This is a genomic window from Croceitalea sp. P059 (assembly GCF_031846365.1).
In the GTDB taxonomy this organism is placed as follows: domain Bacteria; phylum Bacteroidota; class Bacteroidia; order Flavobacteriales; family Flavobacteriaceae; genus Croceitalea; species Croceitalea vernalis.
The window spans coordinates 373,469-393,369 of sequence record NZ_JAVRHW010000001.1 but is presented as its reverse complement, the minus strand read 5'-3'; the positions used below and the strand labels follow the sequence as shown (position 1 = coordinate 393,369).

Genomic DNA, 19,901 nt, shown 5'->3' with positions numbered 1-19,901 from the left:
GTTTATCGCCTTCATTAGGCTTTTGTTTTTGTTCTTTCTTTTCATCACCTTCGCCCTCTTTATTCTCTTCAGGCTTTTCTTTTCCTTTATCACCTTCATCACCCTCGTCTTTATTTTCGTCATCTTTTTGGTCTCCTTCATTATCCTTATCGTTCTCCCCTTCTTGATTCTGATCTTGATTTTTGTCTTTATCGTCTTTTTGGTCTTGGTCTTTTTTATCGTCTTGATTGTCGTCGTTCTTTTGCTCGTCTTGTTGTTTCTTAAGCATTTCTTTGGCTAAAGCAAGATTATACCGTGTTTCTTCGTCATTTGGGTTATTTCGTAGTGCTTGTTTATAGGCCTCAACAGCTTTTTCATATTCTTCATTTTTCATAAAAACATTTCCCATATTATGGAATGCTCTATGCTTTACAGGTTTTTCTTCTGCTTTTTCACCAGCTTGTTTAAAACGGCCAAAGGCTTCTGTAAAACTTTCACGATTATAATATGCTCTTCCTAAGTTATAAGGAGCTGCGGCATTTTTATCACTTTTAGAAATAGCTCTTCTATAATCCGCCTCAGCATTTACAAAATCGTTTTGAGTCAGGGTTTCATTAGCGTTATAGGTAATATTTTTAGATTCTTTAAACGCTTTAGCTTCTTTCTTTAAGGCGTCTTCATCATCCTGTGCTTGAATAAAGCCAGCAAAAAGTATTACGAATCCTAAGATTATATTTCTCCTATTCATTATGCTCATTAAAAAGGTTTAACTTTTTCAACCATTTTGTTTTTCTGTCTAACAAGAAAACATCTAAAAATAAAAAGAAAAGTCCCAAGCCTAAAAACCACTGAAATTGATCTTTATATTCAGCAAACTGTTTGGCCTCAAATTCTTTTTTATCCATCTTATTCAATTCTTCCTTGATAAACTCCACTGCATTTTCCGTATTAGCGCCATTTATATAAACCCCATTACCTTCATCAGCTATAGCTGACAGCACGGGTTCATTTAGTTTGGTTATTACTACTTCTCCCTCAGCGTTTTTCTTTAGACTTTCAATAACACCTTTACGCTTAATAGGTATCGGTGCTCCTTTTGGTTTTCCAACACCAATGGTAAATATTTTAATTCCGTTTTGAGTTGCTTCTTCTACAGCGCTTAAGGTATTTCCTTCTGAATGATCTTCCCCGTCAGAAATAATGAATAATACGCGATTGGTTTGCTCTTCATCATTGTAATATGTTGAGGCTAATTCGATGGCTGAATTAATTGCTGTGCCTTGCGATGAAAGCATATTAGTATTCATGCTTTGTAAAAACATTTTTGCTGCACCATAGTCTGTAGTGATTGGTAACTGTGGATAAGCCTGGCCAGCATAAGCAATTATGCCAATACGGTCGCTTGCTAACTGATTTATTATTTCAGAAACTAAGCGCTTTGCCTTTTCTAATCTATTGGGTGCAATATCTTCAGCTAACATACTTTTAGAAACATCCACTGCAAATACAATATCTACTCCTTCTCGTTTCACAGTTTCTAGTTTAGTTCCAATTTTTGGATTCACCAGAGCAACCACCAAACATGAAATACCCAATAAAAGAACAATAAGCTTAAGGGTTGATTTAAATTTAGATTTGTTAGGAGCAAGACGCTTAAGCAGTTTAGAAGTAGCAAACTCTCGTTGTTTACTTCTCTTCCAAACCTGTAATAAAAGAAAAAGCAAAACTAAAACCGGTACAAGACCTAGTAAATAGAAATATAATTTTTCTTCAAATTGAACCATGTTGTTATATAAAACTTTTAAATAATGTTGCCCTTAATCCCCACTCAATCAATAGTAAAAATCCTGCTAAGAAAACCAAAGGGCGAAACTTTTCTTCGTATTTGTAATACTTAAATTCTTCAATTTCTGTTTTCTCGAGCTTATTAATTTCATCATAGATTTCTTCTAACTTATCATTGTTCGTTGCTCTAAAGTATTGCCCACCTGTTACGTCAGCTATATCTTGTAACAGTTGTTCATCAATTTCGACTTGCCGCATTCCATATTGAAAAGTTTTGCCATCACGTTTGTAGGCGATTGGTGTTAAGGCATTGCCATTTGTTCCTAAACCAATGGTGTACGTTTTTATATCATATTCAACTGCAAGGTCTGCTGCTGTCTGTGGCTCAATAAATCCTGAGTTATTTACCCCATCAGTAAGTAAAATAATAACTTTGCTTATTGCTTTACTTTCTTTTAGTCTATTAACCGACGTCGCTAGCCCCATACCTATGGCCGTACCATCTTCTAGTTGACCATAAGTGATTTCTCGTAGGGCTCCTAAAACAATTGATTTGTCACTTGTAATTGGGGTTTTCGTATAACTTTCTCCTGCATACGCAACCAAACCAATTCTATCATTAGGACGTTTTTTGATAAAATTAGCAGCTACTTCCTTCAAGGCTGCCAGACGATTTGGTTTTAAATCTTGGGCTAACATACTTGACGAAACATCAATTGCCATTACAATATCAATTCCTTTAGTAGTTTTTGTTCTGGTTGAAATATCTTCTGTTTGCGGCCTTGCTAAAGCAGTTATTATAGCAGAAAGGGCTAATAATCGCAAAGCAAAAAGTAAAGGCTTCAGTTTTGAAAGAATTCGGCTTCCATTAAAACCTTTCAATGTTGAAATTGTAAGTGAAGCAAGCTGTTTTTTTCTAGTGAGTATGTACCACAAAATAGCTAAAGGCAACAAAAGAAATAACCAGAAAAATTGAGGGTTTGCAAATTCTATATTATCAAACATTAGCTTTGGGTTTTTACATCGACCGAGGTCAATACACGTTCAACAATTTTTTCTGCATACTTATCATCATCCAACCATGTAATGACTATTTGTTGCATAAACCCTTTGCCACCAAAACTAAGAATGGCGTATTTTCCCTTAATTAAATCAGAAGACTCAGGGACTTTAAATTTACCACTACCAAAAGTTTTTAATCCTTTAACCCCGGCATTGGTAAAAAACTCTTCTTGCTTGGTAATAATGTTTTTTGCCCCTTGTTTTTCAAAGCTTTGTAATAATTGTTCAATTGGTTTTTCAAAATCAGGTTCATTAGCTTGAGCAAATGTTGTAGACGTGGTCATTACTGTAAATAAACCCAACGAACTTCTATAACCAAAGGCTTGTAAGTCTGCAATTTCGGCTTTTAATTCTTCTGGCAACTTTATTTCTTGACGCAGTAAGACTTTTGGCGTTGCAATATCAATAGGTGGATACCCGTAGGTGCTATGTACCCATTCACTTTCTAGTAATTCCTTTGTTGGGTGTCCTAAAACAGTATCTTTTACTTCACTAAAACCGTAGTACACTATGGAAGATGCTGCTCCGATGAATAAAATGCCTGCGAAAATTGCCGCCGCTAAATAAATTCTTTTTCGTTGTTTTTTCTTTGCTAATTCCTCAAGATACTCTTCGTTTTGCAGCAAATCTTCCACAGTCGGTTCGGGCAATGCTTCCTTGGTTTTAACAACAATATCTTCAACAAGTTTTCTATCCTGCTCTGCTACTGACGTCGGTGGTTTTGATTTGGCAAATTTTACCAAATCTGCTGTTCTTAACACTTTTTTAAATTGGTCAATAGTACTTTCATCTAGTGTTAGCTCCCCAGCATCTTTTAAGAGCTCTAATTTTTCAATTAATTGATCAGTTGTACTTTCTAATGCGGAAACATGAACATCTTCCTCTAAATAGGAACGAACAATATCTGTGAGCTCAGAATAGTATTTTTTGTATTCATCTTGAATTAGATACCTTGAATTTTCAAGCTCCTTTAATTGTAATAAGGCTCTATCAAATGGAGGTAGAAGCGCAACTTTTTCTTCTTCAGTTAACGGTTTTTTTCTGAGAAATAACCAGTAAACTAAGCCACCTATAAAAAGCAAACCAAGAAAAATCCATAATAGAGTTTTAAAAAGTTTAGCGTTGCTTTTTTCCACTTCAATCAAAGGTTTAATATCAAACATTTTTTGTTTGGTAGTATCAACAACAACGTCGGCAACTTTGATTTGAAAAGAATCAGTAAAAAAGGGTTCTTCATTGATAGCAATTCTTTGAGGCGGTATAGTATAGGCGCCACTATCAAATTGAGTAAGCGCATAAATTCTTTGAAGGGTTATACGGTCTTTATTTTTTGTCGTATCAATTTTTAAAGCCTCAACCATCTCTAATGGAGAGAAGGTTTGGTCTTCCGGAAAGTAAACAATATTCAGTGAGTCGGTTTCAACAGTAATTTTATATTGAATTTGTTCTCCAATTTTTATTGAAGTAGAATCAATATTTGCTTTTACTGTGGATTGGGCTTGGGTAAAACTGACAAATGAAAGCAGAAAAAAAGCAAAGGTCAATCCTCGACTAATTAATCGAGAATGGCCTTGGATTATTAATTTGAAACCTACAACTCTCATTTATCCTCTTCGTTTAAAATACCCCAACAATTTTTTCACGTAGCTTTCATCTACTCTACAACTTAAAACTCCACTCCCAGATTTCGCAAAAGCGTCATTAAAATAGTCTACACGTTCTAAATGATATTTCCAATATTCATGTCGTACTTTTTTAGAACTGGTATTTACTAACTGAATCCCTCCAGTTTCAGCATCCTGAACCTGAATCATTCCTAAGTTCGGAATGTATTCTTCTTTTTCATCATAAATACGAATTCCGGTAACGTCATGCTTATTACCAGCTATTCGAAGAGTGTTATCATAACCTTCAGCAATAAAATCAGAAAGCATGAATACAATAGCTTTCTTTTTCATCACATTTCTTAGAAATTTAAATGCCTCAGAAATATTAGTCTCATGGCTCCGAGGTACAAATTCTAATAATTCTCGAATGATACGAAGTACATGACTTTTTCCTTTTTTAGGTGGGATAAAAAGTTCTACTTCATTAGAAAAAAGAATAAGCCCTACTTTGTCATTATTCTGCATTGCTGAAAAAGCTAACGTTGCCGAAATTTCTGTAATGATTTCTTTTTTGAATTGATTGGTTGTTCCAAATAATTCAGAACCACTAACATCAACCATCAACATCATGGTTAATTCACGTTCTTCTTCAAACACTTTTACATATGGCTCATTATACCTAGCAGTTACATTCCAGTCAATGGAACGAACATCATCACCAAATTGATATTGACGTACTTCACTAAAAGTCATACCTCTACCTTTAAAGGTTGAGTGATATTCACCACCAAAAATATGATCAGACAATCTTCTTGTCTTAATCTCAATTTTGCGTACTTTTTTTAGTAACTCTTTTGTATCCATTTAATCAATGAAAAGTAATCGGTAATAGCAGTTGGTTATTATTTGGAATGATACTAGTTGATTAAACAACAATTTCTAAGGCACCTCAACCTCGTTTACAATTTTGTTTATGATTTCTTCAGAGGTAACATTTTCTGCTTCTGCCTCATAAGTAATACCTATTCTGTGGCGTAAAACATCATGTACTACGGCGCGAACATCTTCAGGAATTACGTAACCTCTTCTTTTTATAAATGCATAGCATTTTGAAGCGTTTGCGAGATTGATACTTCCTCTTGGTGAAGCACCAAAACTGATGAGGTTTTTTAAATGTTCTAAATTGTATTTTTCTGGATACCTAGTAGCAAAAACTATATCAAGAATATATTTTTCTATTTTTTCATCCATGTACACTTCACGAACTGCTTTTTGTGCGCTAAGAATTTGTTTTACGGTAACAACTGGTTTTATGGGCTCTAAACTACCTTTTAGATTCTGCCTCATAATCATTTGTTCTTCGTTCAATTTTGGATAATCGATAACTGTTTTTAGCATGAAACGGTCAACCTGAGCTTCTGGTAATGGATAAGTTCCTTCTTGTTCAACCGGGTTTTGAGTTGCCATTACCAAGAATGGAGGAGTCAATTTAAAAGTCTCATCTCCTATTGTAACTTGCTTTTCTTGCATAGCCTCTAGTAAGGCCGATTGTACTTTTGCTGGAGCTCGATTAATCTCATCTGCTAGAACGAAATTGGCGAAAATAGGGCCTTTCTTTATAGAAAAGTCATTCTCTTTTATGTTATAAATCATAGTACCTACAACATCTGCAGGTAATAAGTCTGGAGTAAACTGAATTCTACTAAAACTACCTTTCACTGCCTTAGCCAAGGTGTTAATTGCTAGTGTTTTTGCTAATCCAGGGACACCCTCTAATAGAATATGTCCTTGACCTAACAAGCCAATGAGCAATCTTTCAATCATATGGTTTTGACCAACAATAGCCTTATTCATTTCAATAGTAAGCAGGTCAATAAAAGCGCTTTCTTTTGCAATTTTTTCGTTTACCGCACTAATATCAATCGTAGTATTTTCTTCCATAGGAAATATTGTAATGCCTTATTTTTTTATTTAGAATTTTAACAAAGTGCAAAATGAAAATTTATTTAAAAATGGGCTGTTAATTATTGGTTAAAAAAACGGCGTGAGCCCTAGTTTTGTGAAGAGTTTAAGGTATTAATTTTATATTTTCACCACTTATGCAAAATACACAGAAATACTCTAAAATAATTGCTGGAACGATGACTTGGGGCAGTTGGGGTAAAAAACTACCAACAAATGAAATAGAAGGGCTAATAAACTATTGTCTAGAAACAGGGATTCACACCTTTGACCACGCTGATATTTACGGAGATTATGGCACAGAAGCTGATTTTGGAAAAGCGTTGAAACAAAGCGGCGTTAAACGTATTGATTTACAGATAATTACAAAATGCGGAATTCAAATGGGTCATTGCAGAGATAACCAAGTGGCGCATTACCAATATGATGCCGACTATATTATTTGGTCCGCAGAGCAGTCGCTAAAAAATCTTCAAACCGATTACATTGATTTATTCTTACTTCATCGACCTAGTCCTTTAATGAATCCAACAGAAATTATAAAAGGAATTCAAAAATTGCTAGATGAGGGTAAAATTAAACAGTTTGGTGTTTCTAATTTCACACCTGCTCAAATTCAAATGTTAGATACCGCAATTCATGTAGGGGCTAATCAAGTAGAGTTTTCATTGACACACGATGACCCGATGTATGATGGTACATTTAATGATTGTATGGCAAAAAATAGAATGGCAATGTCATGGAGTCCTTTAGGTAATTATTTTAGAGAAGAAAATGAACAAAACTCTAGAATTAAAGGGGTAATGAACGAGTTAAAAGACAAATATAATGCTGACGAAAGTCAACTATTACTTGCGTTTATTTTAAAACATCCGTCTGCTGTTCATCCTGTAGTTGGAACTGCTACCAAAGAGCGCTTAAAAAGTTCCATTGAAGCAGTTAATATTAATTTAGAATTAAAAGATTGGTTTAAACTCCTCGAAGCTAGCAAAGGAGAACCAATACCTTAAAAATATAGTATGTCAAAAACAGCTTTAATAACTGGAGCAAGTAGTGGTATTGGAAAAGCAACCGCCGAATTATTGGCTAAGCATGGTATAAATTTGATACTTTGTGGTCGCCGTCAAGAACGCTTAGATGCCCTAAAAAAACAACTAGGTGCGGTAACAAAAGTGGAGACATTAAATTTTGATGTACGTGACAGAAAAGGTGTTTTTGATGCTATAGCATCTTTGTCAGGTGTATTTGAAAGTATCGATATTTTGATAAATAATGCGGGGAATGCTCATGGTCTTGACCCAATAAATGAAGGAAATCTTGACGATTGGGATGCCATGCTTGATATTAATGTCAAAGGATTACTGTATGTTTCAAAGGCAATTCTACCCCAAATGGTAGAACGAAAATCAGGGCATATTATCAATATTGGTTCAACTGCTGGTAAAGAGGTTTATCCAAAAGGAAATGTGTATTGCGCAAGTAAATATGCTGTTGATGCTATCAATCAAGGAATGCGAATTGATTTAAATGAATATGGTATTCGCGTAGGGGCTATTAATCCTGGTCTTGTTGAAACAGAATTTAGTGAAGTACGTTTTAAAGGAGATTCAAATCGCGCAGAAAAAGTGTATCAAGGTTATCAGCCGCTCAAGCCTGAAGATATTGCTGATATTATTCGTTTTGTGGTCACAAGACCTTACCATGTTAACATTGCTGATTTGGTAGTAATGTCAACAGCCCAAGCAAGTTCTACGATTGTGAAGAAAAATTTATGATTAATAAACGCCTTTTGGTTAAAAACTTACTTGCTCATAACGATGAGAACAGTTTTTATGACAAAAAGCGATTTATTGCTATTGGAGAAAAAGAGGGAAAGGCTAAATTTTTAAAACATGTTTGTGCATTGGCAAACAGTAACCCTAAGAATAATTCATTCATAGTTGTCGGCGTTGAAGATGAAGACAACAAGATTGTTGGAGTAGATTTTTTTGACGATAGTAAAATCCAAAACCTGGTTAATGCCTACCTAGATAACCCACCAAAAATTTCTTATGAGAATATTCCTTTTCCTGATTTACCCGAAGGTAAAGTTGTTGGTTTAGTTACAATAACATCTAACGGAAAAGTATGCGCATTAAGAAAAAACATCTGGAAATATTATGGGGGAGCTGTTTTCTTTAGAGAAGGTAGTATTAGTTTGCCAAAGGCATTTGATATTAAGTTAGAAGATATAAATTCTGATAAAGTTGCAACAATTGAGCAACACGCTCGTAATAATATTGAGTTAACGCTAGATGGCGTGATCGATTTTTTGAATAATAGACATTCTAATCTAACTAGTAATTATAAAGTTTTTAAAGAACAGTTCGTGTTATGTTGGGCAGGACATGAAAAGAAAGTCAAGAGTGAAACTTATTATTCTCGTGTAGATATCGAACTTATAAATGAACAAGTAAAATTATTCTATTCTGCTTTAGATGAGATTACCATTAATTATGATGATGACTCATTTACTATTTTAGAATATGTTCAACTTGGTTTGAGCAAACAACAAAAGTATTTTCCATTAGAAGAAGTAACGATAACATTCTCTGATAATGGTAATTATGCTATTAATAGCGAACTTCTCTTTGAACCACCCCAATATGATAAGAAAACATTGTATCATATTTTCAATGCCAATAATGCGCTCTTACAAAAGCTAGAGAATAATATTAGATTGACACCAGCTGAAAGAGTTGACTTAGAATTTTTGCCAGACACCTATCTTATTTGTTACTTAAATGGATTTGAAGAAGCTAAAGAACTTATGGAGTCGGCAAGGTCAATTTTAAAAAAAACAGATAGACATGTTTATCAATCTTTGAAAGAGTCATTAAGGGTTTTGAGAAAGGTTAGATACAGTTAGTATTTTTTGAATCAGAAGAGTTCAAATTTATGCATTAGTAAACTAATTTATCAAAGCTATAGTTGAAACTGGAATAAAGTTCAATCTTCTAATTGTGCTAATGTAGGTAGAGCTATGATGGCCCCGTAATTGGTCGTAGTTATGGCTCCGGCTTTATTTGCTTTTTCAACCATTTTCATTAACAACTCATCATCATTAAAAACCATATTAAAATTCGAAAGTTGCGAGATTTGGTAAAGTAAACAACCAATAAAAGCATCGCCAGCACCGGTAGTATCAACAGGAGAAACTTTTATGCTTGGCACTGTATGTTGCATATTGTCAGTACTTACAAAAGTGCCTTCTTTACCTAAAGTAATAGTAATAATTTTTGCGCCTGCTTTATGTAAAACTTCGCAGGCTTCTTTTACAGTATCTTTTCCTGACAGCAAAAAAGCTTCTTCTAAACTAAACTTGCATAAATGTGATTTCTCTACATAAGGCATGCATTTTTTTATAAACACAGCTTCATTGTCCTTCCAAAGATCAGTTCTAAAATTAGGATCAAAACTTATAAAAGCATCTTTCGTTAGAGCATCAAAAAAATAATGTCCATATGCTTCTTCAAGACCACCTCCTAACATTGCAGTGGCAGCTCCTAAATGAATCATGTTTCTGTCAAAATCTTTTTTAATTGACGAATCATACTTTAATTCTCTATCTGCTCCTCTACTAAAAACAAAGTCTCTTTCACCATCTTCAGCCAAAGAAACAAATGCTAATGTTGTAAAAGTATTAGCACGTTGAGACTTAGAAATATCAACATTTTCATTTTTAAGAACATCTAATAAAAAAGAACCAAAGGGGTCTTTACCAACACAACCAATAAAAGAACTTTTACCACCAAGTTTTGATATGGCACAAGCAACGTTGGCAGGAGCTCCACCGGCTTTTTTTGTAAAATTAATTGCTTTTGAAAGGTCATTACCTTGATTTTCAGCCACGAAATCAATTAGAAGTTCACCGATACAAAAAACTCGGGTCATGAGATGAAGGTTAAAATGAATAGGCAAGGTACATAGAATTACATTCCCTGTCCAAATTATATCTGAAATGAGTATTTATTTCTTAACCCAAATTTTTCATGATAAAAACATTATTGTTTTTAATATTGTTAAAAAATCTGAAATGAGGAAATTGGTAGTAGGTGATATTCATTCTGGCTTAAAAGCATTAGAACAACTATTGGTAAGAGCTGAGGTAACTACGAATGACCATCTTATTTTTTTAGGGGATTACGTAGATTCTTGGAGTGACGCTTTTGAAACAGTCAATTTTCTAATTGATTTAGACAAAACACATCGATGCACCTTTATTCGTGGCAATCATGATGAACTATGTAAAGACTGGATGTTGACCGGAGAAGAAAATTCGACATGGTTAGCACATGGGGGTGCCGCTACAAGAGATTCATATCTTAAAGCCGGAAAGCAGCATTGGGATGCGCATATAGCGTTTTATGAGTCATTAAAAAACACTTACGTTGACAAAGAAAACAGGTTATATCTTCACGCTGGGTTTACAAATCTTAAAGGAATAGAATACGAGTTTTTTAATGAATTATTTTATTGGGATAGAACACTATGGGAACTTGCAAAAGCAATTAATCCAGGGCTTCAACCTAGAGATAAAAATTACCCTAAAAGACTATCGAATTACCTAGAAATTTTTATTGGTCACACACCTATATCAAAAACGGGTAAAGCAATACCACAAAATGGGGCTAATGTTTGGAATGTTGATACTGGTGCAGCTTTTAAAGGTTCATTAACTGCTATGGATGTAGATACAAAAGAATTTTGGCAGAGTGATGCTGTTGAAAGCTTTTACCCAGGTGAAAAAGGAAGAAACTGAGTCTAAACGATTCGATTTCGAATAATAATAATGACCTTTACCTAAATTCGCTATTCATGTCGTTGAAGAATATACGTTTAGAAGTAATGCAAGCTATTGAACCAAAAGTTCAAGGTTTTATGAATGACTTTTTGGTGCCGATAGAAAAAATTTGGCAGCCCACCGATTTTTTACCTAATTCACAAGAGGATACTTTTTTTGATGAAGTTGAACAAATTCGTGAGGAATCAAAAGAACTAGGATATGACTTTTGGGTTACGTTGGTAGCTGATACTATAACGGAAGAAGCCTTGCCTACCTATGAGTCTTGGCTGATGGACGTTGAAGGGGTTGACCAACATTCAGGGAAAGACAATGGATGGTCTAAATGGGTTCGAGCATGGACTGCTGAAGAGAATAGACATGGTGATGTTCTTAATAAATACCTTTATCTATCAGGAAGAGTTAATATGCGCGAAATTGAAATAACCACGCAGCATTTAATCGCAGATGGTTTTGATATAGGGACGGATAGAGACCCCTATAAGAACTTTATATATACTACATTTCAAGAACTAGCTACTAATATATCGCACAAACGTGTAGGTCAAATGGCTAAGAAAAAGGGCAATACCTTGCTAGGTAAGATGTGTACGATAATTGCAGGCGATGAAATGCGACATCATTTAGCTTATCGCGAGTTTGTAAAAACGATTTTTGGACAAGATCCAAATGGAATGATGCTGGCTTTTGCTGATATGATGAAAAAGAAAATTGTTATGCCTGCACACTTTTTAAGAGAATCAGGGAGTGAAATAAGTTCGGCATTTGAATTGTTCTCTAATTGTGCTCAACGTTTAGGAGTTTATACCGCTCAAGACTATGTTGATATTCTAAGAAAACTGAATACCTATTGGGATATAGGTAATGTCACTGCACTTTCAGAACAAGCCGAAAAAGCTCGAGATTATTTAATGAAGCTTCCAGATAGACTACAACGAATTTCTGAGCGTATGCAGTTTAATGAAGACCAATATAGGTTTAAGTGGGTAGAGGCTAACGGAATGTTATAAAAGATAAAAACCGGTTTCATTTGAAACCGGTTTTTTTGATGGTTATTTAAATTTGGAATATTTATAATTTACCTGCTTTATGTTCATCTTGCCATTTGGCTAGTTTTTTCCAATCCCCTTTAAATGCCATTTTCGCCTGCATTGGCCATGAAGCAGGATCATGCATTTGATAGCGTTTACCACCAGAATTTAAAACTTCTTGACACTTAGCAACTTTTGTTTCTGAAAGTGCCTGCCACGTTTTTATTCCAAAATTGTGAAAAAGACCTTCAATTTTAGGTCCAATTCCTTCTACAATTTTAAGGTCGTCTTGTTTTATCTTCTTTCCAAAAGCAGCTTTTGCTCCGGCAGCATCAAAAGCTATAGCGGTGGCCGCTATTGAAGATGCAACTTTAGGTTTAGAAGGTTTGGCCGCTTTTGTAACAGGCTTAGCCGTTAACTTTTTAGTACAAGCATCTAAATCAGCTCTAAGTTTGGTATTTTTATCTTCAAGTACTTTAAGCTCCGCCGAATTATCAATTACTTCTCTTTTACTTTTACCCCAAAGGTAACCTAAGAGACCACAAATTGCCCCTACTAAAAGCGGAATTAACCAGCACCAAATATTATCAAAATTCATTTTTATTGTTTTTAAATGTTATTATTAGTTAAGTGTTACTACAGTTCTTCGGTTTTTAGACCTTCCTTCTTCTGTTGCGTTTGTCGCAATTGGTGAGTCAGGGCCTTGTGAAGAGGTATTAATTTTATCAGCAGAAATACCGTTTGAAACAAGATAAGCCTTAGCAAAATCTGCACGTTCTTGGCCTAGGCCAATGTTTGTAATTCTGTTGCCAGTATTATCAGTATGTCCAACCACTTTACAAGATGCACCTTCTACTTTATCTAAATAAGAAGAAATGTTCGCAACCTTTTGTCGTTGCTCTGTGGTTAAATTGATGGCAGCTTGTCCGGTTTGAAAATAGAGAACTAATGGATTAGCAATAATCTCATCATGCAACGCTTCTAATGCTTCGCCAGCGTTTTCGTTACCCTCCTCGATTTCATAAGTGATAGGCCCCAATAGTGTATTATCTAATGGTAAGAGCTCATCCATGAGTTTGCCAAAGATGCTCGTTTGCACTGATGGAATGCCGTTTGCAACTAAATAGTTCTTTACAGCATTTGCTCGTGCTAATCCAAGATTAGGGAAAGCTGAAGGGTTGTCTTCATCGCTGCGATACAATCCAGTAATGTTAATAACCTTATTGTTATTTTCTAACAAATAAGACTTTAAACTTTCAACTCCATTACTTACATTTTCTGAAAGCGGCATAAGAACGCTGGATGAAGACAAATCAAAATTGAAATTATCATTCACATCAAATGCGTATTCGCCATCTTTTACTGAAAAAGGAAATGAAGTGGGTTCAGGTTCTTTAACAGGAATTATTTCTTCTTGCACCTGTTCGGTTTCAGCTGTTGCCAAACGGCAATCGCTGCAATAGGTAAAATAGAAAAAGGTTCCTATTAAAATGGTAATAATCATACCTAGTAAATAGGGTAGGTTTTTTGTCATTTTTAATAGTATTAGTGTTTGAGGCACAAAGTATTAAAAATTAGTTAAAAAAGTTAAAATATGACAAGGAAATTGTTCGTAACCAATGGATTATGAAACAGTTTACACAAATAGAATCAGTTTTGTTACTTCATTAGGATGAAAAATACGACCAGTTATACATTATTTAGTACCACTTATAATAGTCTTATTTTTTGTTAGATGATTAATACTGAAATTGCATTCAAAAGATAATATACCCGTTCTCTCCCGACAAAGTTCCGGCATTGAGAATGGTTTTTCAAACTTTAGTTTGAGTTAGTTAAGTTGGTTTTAAAAGCCGTTGTTCTTGCGTTGGACAGCGGTTTTTTCTTTTTTGAAAGACAAAAAGTAAGTTTTATTATTATCTTACTTAACCAATTAAATTTGAAATATGAATAGAAGAAAGGCCCTAAAAAATGGTTTGTTAGGTGTTGGAGCATTAGCAATGAACCCTTCATTAAAGAGCTTTTCAACCTTATTAAATAATACTACACTTGGTGTACAATTATTTACTATTCCTAAAATGGTTGATACTGATTTGAAAGGATCATTACAATTGATAAGTGAATTGGGTTATCAAGAGGTTGAATTTTTTGGACCATACCCTTTTAGCGTACAAAGTGCAAAAGATAGTTGGAATCAAATTAAGCCAATGTTGGGCATAACTAATGATGCTTTTTATGGAAATACTATAGAAGAAACAGCTGGTTTGTTAAAAGACTTCAATTTAAAATCTCCATCCATGCATACTGATATGGATACACTTCGTCATGGTTTAGAAAAAATGCTGGATGAAGTTTCTAAATTAGACACAAAATATTTGGTTTTACCTGCTATTCAAGAGGAAAAGAGCTCACTTGATAATTATAAAAGATTTGTTGAAGAATTTAATTCCTTTGGCGAAAAGATGGCAGCATATAATATTCAATTTGTCTACCATAATCACGGCTATGAGCATATGGAGCTTGACGGAAAAATACCAATGAATTTTTTATTGGAGAATGTAAATTCAGAATTTGTCAAATTTGAACTAGATATTTTTTGGATGCAGGCTGCAGGTGCAAACCCAATTGATTATTTGAAGAAATACCCATTAAGCTATAAGGCCTTGCATATCAAGGATGCTACGAAAGAATTTCGCTTTAAAGGTGACGGACAAACACCTGACCAATGGATGGCTGGTTTTCCTTTGATGAGTGATCCAGGTGATGGAGTTTATGATATTAAAGGAATTATTGCACAGGCAAAAGCATCAGGAGTAGAACATTTCTTCTTAGAGCGTGATATAGCTCCTGAACCTGAAAAAACCTTGAAAAACTCGTATAAAAACTTAAGAGAGCTCATTTAAGGTTTACAAATCAAATTTTATTCCTTGGGCTAAAGGAAGTTCTGTAGTGTAATTTATCGTATTAGTCTGTCTGCGCATGTAAACTTTCCAGGCGTCAGAACCACTTTCACGACCACCACCAGTTTCTTTTTCACCACCAAAAGCACCACCAATTTCAGCTCCCGAAGTACCAATGTTGACATTAGCTATACCACAATCACTTCCTGAAGCAGATAGAAAACGTTCAGCTTCACGCAGGTTATTCGTCATGATTGCCGAAGATAATCCTTGAACTACACCATTTTGTTGTGCAATAGCATTTTCCACTTCACCAGAATATTTAAGTAAATAAAGGATAGGTGCAAAGGTTTCTTCTTGTACTGTTTCATATGAATTATCTGCCTCGACAATTGCCGGTTTCACATAGCATCCGCTTTCATAACCTTCTCCCGATAATACTTGGCCTTCAACTAAAACTTTACCACCTTCTTTTACCACACTCTTTAATGAAGCGTTATACATTGCAACAGCGTCGGTATCAATTAGTGGACCTACATGATTGTTCTCATCTAATGGATTGCCAATACGTAGTTGTTTATAAGCATCAACAACACTGCTCTTGACTTGATCATACATAGATTCATGAACTATTAATCTTCTAGTAGAGGTACATCTTTGACCAGCGGTACCCACAGCTCCAAAAACAGCTCCAATAACAGTCATTTTTATATCGGCATCAGGGGTAACAATAATGGCATTATTGCCGCCAAGTTCTAATAACGATTTCCCTAAACGAGCAGCAACAGCTTGAGCAACTATTTTTCCCATTCTAATAGAGCCTGTTGCCGAAACTAAAGGCACTCTTTTATCATTGGTCATCATTTCCCCTACTTCGTAATCTCCGTTAATTAAACATGAGATTCCTTCTGGCAAGTTATTTTGTTTTAATACTTCCGCTATAATATTTTGACATGCAACACCGCACAACGGAGTTTTCTCAGAGGGCTTCCAAACACAAACATCGCCGCTTACCCATGCCAAGGCAGTATTCCAAGCCCAAACAGCAACAGGAAAATTGAACGCGGAAATAATACCTACAATACCTAAGGGGTGATACTGTTCGTACATGCGATGTCCAGGTCTTTCTGAATGCATAGTTAAGCCATGTAACTGTCTTGATAAACCAACGGCAAAATCACAGATATCAATCATTTCTTGCACTTCACCTAAGCCTTCTTGGTACGATTTGCCCATTTCATAAGAAACTAACTTACCTAAAGGTTCTTTCAATTCTCTTAGCTTTTCACCAAACTGTCTAACAATTTCTCCTCTAAGAGGGGCCGGCTTGGTTTTCCAATCTGTAAAGGCCGCAGACGCTGCAGACATCACTTTTTCATACTCGTCTTTGGTAGTAGCTTTTACTTTACCTATTAATTCGCCATCAACTGGGGAAAAGGAAGAAATTAGTTCACCTGAACCAAAATTAGTTATACCCGTTGAAGTTCCATTATTGATTTCTTTTAAGCCTAGTTGTTTTAAGGCAGTATCCAATCCAAAAGCTGAAGCGATTTTTGACATTTTATAACTTTTTAAAGCGGTATTGTTAGATTTTTCACAAAACTACGAAGAATAAAGGGTAGCTAAAAGCAAAACAATACCTATCAAAGCAGGCATTGCTTGAATTGTAAATATTTTTTTTGAAACTGACATTGCACCATAAATTCCTGCCACAGCTACGCACGACAGAAAAAACAAAGCAATATAAAATTGCCAAACTGAATCTTGAATAAGTAATGACCAAATTAAACCAGCGGCTAAAAAACCGTTATATAATCCTTGGTTAGCAGCCATAGACTTTGTAGGTTCAAACAAATCTTGAGGGAAATTTTTAAATACTTTTCTGGCTTTTGTTGTCCATGCAAACATTTCTAACCATAAAAAATATAGGTGTAAAATGGCAACTAAGGCCGTTATTATTTTAGCAATGAGTAGCATAAGCATTAGTTTTTAGCAATAAAACGTTTATCAACGGGCATAATGGTATTACAATTATCACAGGTTCTCAATTCTTTTGACCCATAAAAATGTTCAAAATGACTTAAAAAGTCTTTTTCAATGTCATGTAAAGTAAAATAGGCCTCGTACAATTTATGATTACAATTATCACAAAACCAAAGTAATCCATCATCAACATTCATATGGTTTCGTTTGCGTTCAATAACCAAACCAATGGAACCTTCATGTCGCACTGGAGAGTGAGGTACCTTGGCCGGATGTAGGTACATATCTCCCGGACCTAATTGCATGGTTTTCTTCTTTCCATTTTCTTGAATATGTACTTCAATATTTCCTTCGAGTTGATAGAACAATTCTTCTGTTTCGTTGTAATGATAGTCTTTGCGTGCATTAGGCCCAGCAACAATCATAACAATGTAATCTCCAGCATCTTTATAAAGGTTTTTATTACCCACTGGAGGTTTGAGTGATTCTCTATTTTCTTCAATCCAAGTATTGAGATTGAAAGGAGCTTTAATTAACATTGTTTTTTTTGAAAGTTACAAAACCTCTTGCAATCAACCGAAATAGAAAAAGGCCCACATTGCTGTGAGCCTTTTCTAAACCATTATAATACTTATTAAAACACTTAATATAAAATCGAATCTAATTTTATTTCTTGAAGAAAATTTGGGTGTAAAATAATTTTCCTTCTGAATTTTCTTTGATACTTATGGCAGTATGGGTAAAGTCTCCTTCGATGGTATTTTTATGAGAATCACTCTCTAACCAACCCTGTAAAGCCATTGCTGCCTCTGGATAATTTTTAGCTACGTTTTCCGCAATATGTGTTGCGCTTGTTTCTTGTGCAATTTTTGAAGCTCTTACACTAAAATTATCATGGCTAATTTCATCTTCAACGATCATAAACTGGGTATGCTCCTGAGCATATTTGTAGGTATTGTTACTAAAAACCAATTCGCTCATTCCATTTGAACTTCTATAGGTATTTACGATATTAAAAAGTTCCGTCTCTGCTTCTGTTAAAGTTACTTCAATCTCCTCAGCCCCATTTTCAAAAAGCGATTCATCGTCTTGAACTGAAGACGTGCTACAAGATGTAAATACTAGAGCAAAAACGAACATTGTAGAGTAAAATAATTTCATGTAATTGGTTTAAAAAGGTTTTGTTTTCTTTCTGATTTGTTTGGCTAAAGTATATCCAGTCATGAGCAAGACCTCAAAAATTCTTCAAGAAGCACTTTTTATTCGACAATCTGTAAAATCACGTATATTAAGGGTTTATCGACTAAATACAGGTATCATTTCATCGAAGAAAGTGGTATTTCGAATGATTTTTTACCGTTCGACGTGCTCTAATAACCATTAGTCGAAGAATGTTAAAAATGGACTTGGGTAAGTGGTAGAAAAATAACGGCTAGTGGGAAAAGATTACTCTTCAGAAGTGGTATTTGGCTTTTCTTTTAAAACTGTGCTAAAGACAAAGTCGCCAATATCACGAATGGGTTTATACAGAATGGAGTCTGTTTGAGTTTCTTCATTTACAAAGTTGAAGGAAGAAGTAGCCTTTTCAAAGAAAATAAGTAAAGCCCCGAGTATTACAGCAACTTTAAGCGCGCCAAAAATAGCGCCCGCGATTTTGTTCAAAAGACCAAGCATAGCAAAATCTGCAATTTTGGTTAAGAACTTACCAGCTAGATTCACTATTAAGACAATAGCGATGAAGGTAATCAAAAATGAAGCAATTTTAATATAGCGATCATTCCAATCCATATTTTCTGAAAGATAATCACTTGCAATGTATGAGAAATGTATAGAACCATAAATACCAGCTATTAATGCGACCAAAGAAGCGAGCTCAACAAAGAGCCCATTTTTTAGTCCTTTATATAGTCCCCAAATCAAAAGAATGCCTAAAACAATGTCAATAAAACTCATGCTAATGGTTTGAACAAATATAGTAGTTACAAAACAACATTAAAATAGCACGATTTTAATAGTGAAGCTTGAGTAGTATCTTTGTTACCTATGGCAAGAGATATTGTTTTAAAAGAGCGCTGGCAACTATTGGTTGAGAAGCTATCCCTAAAATTTTCAGATGGAGACCCTTTAGAATTAGACGCCATAATTTATTTGGTTGGTGTACAAGAACTCGGACAGTACCAGCGTAAGTATAAGAAAGACGAAAAAGTCAACTTGATGCATATTGCTATTTGTAGATTGTTAGAACCTTATGGATATTACGAATTTGATTTTTTTGATGATGACGGTTGGCCGCACTATACTGTCAAAGAGGAATTGCCACCATTAAAAGCTGGTGAACAGACAGTTTTAATGAAGGAAGCAATTGTAAATTATTTTGTCGAAAAAGAATTTATAAACTAATGGAACTCAAAAAGCCGTATTACGCTGTAATCTTTACTAACAAAAGAACTGAAGGCGATAATGGTTACGCTGAAATGGCCATAACTATGGAAAGTTTAGCGAGAAAACAGGATGGATTTCTTGATTTTGAAACAGCTCGTGATGGTTTAGGTATTGCCATAAGTTATTGGCAAAGTTTAGAGGCAATTAGCAATTGGAAGGCTAACGTGGACCATCAAGTGGCCCAGACCAAGGGGAAAACAGCTTGGTATTCTTGGTACAAGGTTCGTATTTGTCGAGTAGAACGGGAATATGAGTTCACAATTTAATTTACATATTTTCTTTTTTACAAAACCATAATTCCATGAGG

General features: G+C 34.8%; 21 protein-coding genes and 1 pseudogene. 8 read left to right on the top strand and 14 right to left on the bottom strand.

Annotated elements, in window-relative coordinates:
- Positions 1-280 precede the first annotated feature (280 nt).
- From RM542_RS14860 to RM542_RS01670, 6 genes and pseudogenes are all read right to left on the bottom strand, one after another.
- A pseudogene (locus tag RM542_RS14860) lies at positions 281-727 on the bottom strand (tetratricopeptide repeat protein); the annotation flags it as partial.
- Complete coding sequence (locus tag RM542_RS01690) at positions 720-1,763, bottom strand: VWA domain-containing protein (protein WP_311383974.1); 1,044 nt, start codon at positions 1,761-1,763, stop codon at positions 720-722. The gene RM542_RS01690 and the pseudogene RM542_RS14860, both read right to left, overlap by 8 nt.
- A gap of 4 nt (positions 1,764-1,767) precedes the next feature.
- Complete coding sequence (locus tag RM542_RS01685; RefSeq protein WP_311383973.1) at positions 1,768-2,769, bottom strand: VWA domain-containing protein; 1,002 nt, start codon at positions 2,767-2,769, stop codon at positions 1,768-1,770.
- Positions 2,769-4,430 (bottom strand): BatD family protein, encoded by a 1,662-nt coding sequence (locus RM542_RS01680; RefSeq protein WP_311383972.1) that lies wholly within the window; start codon positions 4,428-4,430, stop codon positions 2,769-2,771. Before RM542_RS01680 ends, RM542_RS01685 begins: the two co-directional genes overlap by 1 nt.
- Entirely contained in the window at positions 4,431-5,297 is an 867-nt protein-coding gene (locus RM542_RS01675) for a DUF58 domain-containing protein (RefSeq protein WP_311383971.1), read from the bottom strand.
- Between the two features lie 75 nt (positions 5,298-5,372).
- Entirely contained in the window at positions 5,373-6,374 is a 1,002-nt protein-coding gene (locus tag RM542_RS01670) for a MoxR family ATPase (RefSeq protein ID WP_311383970.1), read from the bottom strand.
- Positions 6,375-6,532: 158 nt separating this feature from the next.
- Here RM542_RS01670 and RM542_RS01665 point away from each other — a divergent pair, with 158 nt between their 5' ends.
- The 3 genes from RM542_RS01665 to RM542_RS01655 are packed head-to-tail and all read left to right on the top strand — an operon-like array spanning position 6,533 to position 9,303.
- Positions 6,533-7,405 carry an aldo/keto reductase gene (locus tag RM542_RS01665; protein ID WP_311383969.1) on the top strand — a complete coding sequence of 291 codons (873 nt, stop codon included), beginning with the start codon at positions 6,533-6,535 and terminating at the stop codon, positions 7,403-7,405.
- Positions 7,406-7,414: 9 nt separating this feature from the next.
- Complete coding sequence (locus tag RM542_RS01660) at positions 7,415-8,170, top strand: SDR family NAD(P)-dependent oxidoreductase (protein WP_311383968.1); 756 nt, start codon at positions 7,415-7,417, stop codon at positions 8,168-8,170.
- Positions 8,167-9,303 carry an ATP-binding protein gene (locus tag RM542_RS01655; RefSeq protein ID WP_311383967.1) on the top strand — a complete coding sequence of 379 codons (1,137 nt, stop codon included), beginning with the start codon at positions 8,167-8,169 and terminating at the stop codon, positions 9,301-9,303. The genes RM542_RS01660 and RM542_RS01655 overlap by 4 nt, the downstream gene beginning before the upstream one ends.
- Positions 9,304-9,383: 80 nt before the next feature.
- On the opposite strand, the gene RM542_RS01650 is transcribed toward RM542_RS01655, so the two are convergent.
- The gene (locus RM542_RS01650) at positions 9,384-10,328 is read right to left on the bottom strand and encodes a carbohydrate kinase (RefSeq protein ID WP_311383966.1); all 945 of its coding nucleotides are present in this window, start codon (positions 10,326-10,328) and stop codon (positions 9,384-9,386) included.
- Between the two features lie 142 nt (positions 10,329-10,470).
- Here RM542_RS01650 and RM542_RS01645 point away from each other — a divergent pair, with 142 nt between their 5' ends.
- Both RM542_RS01645 and RM542_RS01640 read left to right on the top strand, forming a co-directional pair.
- Positions 10,471-11,196, top strand: coding sequence for a metallophosphoesterase (locus RM542_RS01645; protein WP_311383965.1), 726 nt, complete (start codon positions 10,471-10,473; stop codon positions 11,194-11,196).
- A 56-nt stretch (positions 11,197-11,252) separates the two neighbouring features.
- Positions 11,253-12,248, top strand: a complete 996-nt coding sequence (locus RM542_RS01640; RefSeq protein WP_311383964.1) for an acyl-ACP desaturase — start codon at positions 11,253-11,255, stop codon at positions 12,246-12,248.
- A 61-nt stretch (positions 12,249-12,309) separates the two neighbouring features.
- Here the strand turns inward: RM542_RS01640 and RM542_RS01635 are convergent, their stop codons facing one another.
- Both RM542_RS01635 and RM542_RS01630 read right to left on the bottom strand, forming a co-directional pair.
- Positions 12,310-12,867 (bottom strand): hypothetical protein, encoded by a 558-nt coding sequence (locus tag RM542_RS01635; RefSeq protein WP_311383963.1) that lies wholly within the window; start codon positions 12,865-12,867, stop codon positions 12,310-12,312.
- Between the two features lie 24 nt (positions 12,868-12,891).
- Positions 12,892-13,803, bottom strand: coding sequence for an OmpA family protein (locus tag RM542_RS01630; RefSeq protein WP_311383962.1), 912 nt, complete (start codon positions 13,801-13,803; stop codon positions 12,892-12,894).
- A gap of 412 nt (positions 13,804-14,215) precedes the next feature.
- On the opposite strand from RM542_RS01630, the gene RM542_RS01625 reads away from it, so the two are divergent.
- The gene (locus RM542_RS01625) at positions 14,216-15,172 is read left to right on the top strand and encodes a sugar phosphate isomerase/epimerase family protein (protein ID WP_311383961.1); all 957 of its coding nucleotides are present in this window, start codon (positions 14,216-14,218) and stop codon (positions 15,170-15,172) included.
- Positions 15,173-15,175: 3 nt separating this feature from the next.
- Here the strand turns inward: RM542_RS01625 and RM542_RS01620 are convergent, their stop codons facing one another.
- From RM542_RS01620 to RM542_RS01600, 5 genes are all read right to left on the bottom strand, one after another.
- Positions 15,176-16,729, bottom strand: coding sequence for an aldehyde dehydrogenase family protein (locus RM542_RS01620; RefSeq protein WP_311383960.1), 1,554 nt, complete (start codon positions 16,727-16,729; stop codon positions 15,176-15,178).
- Positions 16,730-16,771: 42 nt separating this feature from the next.
- The gene (locus RM542_RS01615; protein ID WP_311383959.1) at positions 16,772-17,146 is read right to left on the bottom strand and encodes a DUF1304 domain-containing protein; all 375 of its coding nucleotides are present in this window, start codon (positions 17,144-17,146) and stop codon (positions 16,772-16,774) included.
- Positions 17,147-17,151: 5 nt separating this feature from the next.
- On the bottom strand, positions 17,152-17,691 hold the full coding sequence (locus RM542_RS01610; protein ID WP_311383958.1) for a 3-hydroxyanthranilate 3,4-dioxygenase: 540 nt from the start codon (positions 17,689-17,691) through the stop codon (positions 17,152-17,154).
- A gap of 127 nt (positions 17,692-17,818) precedes the next feature.
- Entirely contained in the window at positions 17,819-18,313 is a 495-nt protein-coding gene (locus RM542_RS01605) for a CAP domain-containing protein (protein WP_311383957.1), read from the bottom strand.
- Between the two features lie 285 nt (positions 18,314-18,598).
- Positions 18,599-19,105 (bottom strand): CvpA family protein, encoded by a 507-nt coding sequence (locus tag RM542_RS01600; protein ID WP_311383956.1) that lies wholly within the window; start codon positions 19,103-19,105, stop codon positions 18,599-18,601.
- A 90-nt stretch (positions 19,106-19,195) separates the two neighbouring features.
- Here RM542_RS01600 and RM542_RS01595 point away from each other — a divergent pair, with 90 nt between their 5' ends.
- On the top strand, positions 19,196-19,552 hold the full coding sequence (locus RM542_RS01595; protein ID WP_311383955.1) for a hypothetical protein: 357 nt from the start codon (positions 19,196-19,198) through the stop codon (positions 19,550-19,552).
- Positions 19,552-19,860 (top strand): antibiotic biosynthesis monooxygenase, encoded by a 309-nt coding sequence (locus RM542_RS01590; protein WP_311383954.1) that lies wholly within the window; start codon positions 19,552-19,554, stop codon positions 19,858-19,860. The genes RM542_RS01595 and RM542_RS01590 overlap by 1 nt, the downstream gene beginning before the upstream one ends.
- Positions 19,861-19,901 lie beyond the last annotated feature (41 nt).

What these genes read in the sequence shown, in the direction of transcription:
- RM542_RS01690 (WP_311383974.1), bottom strand. Translation starts at nt 1,763, where the DNA reads ATGGTTCAATTTGAAGAAAAATTATATTTCTATTTACTAGGTCTTGTA.
- RM542_RS01685 (WP_311383973.1), bottom strand. Translation starts at nt 2,769, where the DNA reads ATGTTTGATAATATAGAATTTGCAAACCCTCAATTTTTCTGGTTATTT.
- RM542_RS01680 (WP_311383972.1), bottom strand. Translation starts at nt 4,430, where the DNA reads ATGAGAGTTGTAGGTTTCAAATTAATAATCCAAGGCCATTCTCGATTA.
- RM542_RS01675 (WP_311383971.1), bottom strand. Translation starts at nt 5,297, where the DNA reads ATGGATACAAAAGAGTTACTAAAAAAAGTACGCAAAATTGAGATTAAG.
- RM542_RS01670 (WP_311383970.1), bottom strand. Translation starts at nt 6,374, where the DNA reads ATGGAAGAAAATACTACGATTGATATTAGTGCGGTAAACGAAAAAATT.
- RM542_RS01665 (WP_311383969.1), top strand. Translation starts at nt 6,533, where the DNA reads ATGCAAAATACACAGAAATACTCTAAAATAATTGCTGGAACGATGACT.
- RM542_RS01660 (WP_311383968.1), top strand. Translation starts at nt 7,415, where the DNA reads ATGTCAAAAACAGCTTTAATAACTGGAGCAAGTAGTGGTATTGGAAAA.
- RM542_RS01655 (WP_311383967.1), top strand. Translation starts at nt 8,167, where the DNA reads ATGATTAATAAACGCCTTTTGGTTAAAAACTTACTTGCTCATAACGAT.
- RM542_RS01650 (WP_311383966.1), bottom strand. Translation starts at nt 10,328, where the DNA reads ATGACCCGAGTTTTTTGTATCGGTGAACTTCTAATTGATTTCGTGGCT.
- RM542_RS01645 (WP_311383965.1), top strand. Translation starts at nt 10,471, where the DNA reads ATGAGGAAATTGGTAGTAGGTGATATTCATTCTGGCTTAAAAGCATTA.
- RM542_RS01640 (WP_311383964.1), top strand. Translation starts at nt 11,253, where the DNA reads ATGTCGTTGAAGAATATACGTTTAGAAGTAATGCAAGCTATTGAACCA.
- RM542_RS01635 (WP_311383963.1), bottom strand. Translation starts at nt 12,867, where the DNA reads ATGAATTTTGATAATATTTGGTGCTGGTTAATTCCGCTTTTAGTAGGG.
- RM542_RS01630 (WP_311383962.1), bottom strand. Translation starts at nt 13,803, where the DNA reads ATGACAAAAAACCTACCCTATTTACTAGGTATGATTATTACCATTTTA.
- RM542_RS01625 (WP_311383961.1), top strand. Translation starts at nt 14,216, where the DNA reads ATGAATAGAAGAAAGGCCCTAAAAAATGGTTTGTTAGGTGTTGGAGCA.
- RM542_RS01620 (WP_311383960.1), bottom strand. Translation starts at nt 16,729, where the DNA reads ATGTCAAAAATCGCTTCAGCTTTTGGATTGGATACTGCCTTAAAACAA.
- RM542_RS01615 (WP_311383959.1), bottom strand. Translation starts at nt 17,146, where the DNA reads ATGCTACTCATTGCTAAAATAATAACGGCCTTAGTTGCCATTTTACAC.
- RM542_RS01610 (WP_311383958.1), bottom strand. Translation starts at nt 17,691, where the DNA reads ATGTTAATTAAAGCTCCTTTCAATCTCAATACTTGGATTGAAGAAAAT.
- RM542_RS01605 (WP_311383957.1), bottom strand. Translation starts at nt 18,313, where the DNA reads ATGAAATTATTTTACTCTACAATGTTCGTTTTTGCTCTAGTATTTACA.
- RM542_RS01600 (WP_311383956.1), bottom strand. Translation starts at nt 19,105, where the DNA reads ATGAGTTTTATTGACATTGTTTTAGGCATTCTTTTGATTTGGGGACTA.
- RM542_RS01595 (WP_311383955.1), top strand. Translation starts at nt 19,196, where the DNA reads ATGGCAAGAGATATTGTTTTAAAAGAGCGCTGGCAACTATTGGTTGAG.
- RM542_RS01590 (WP_311383954.1), top strand. Translation starts at nt 19,552, where the DNA reads ATGGAACTCAAAAAGCCGTATTACGCTGTAATCTTTACTAACAAAAGA.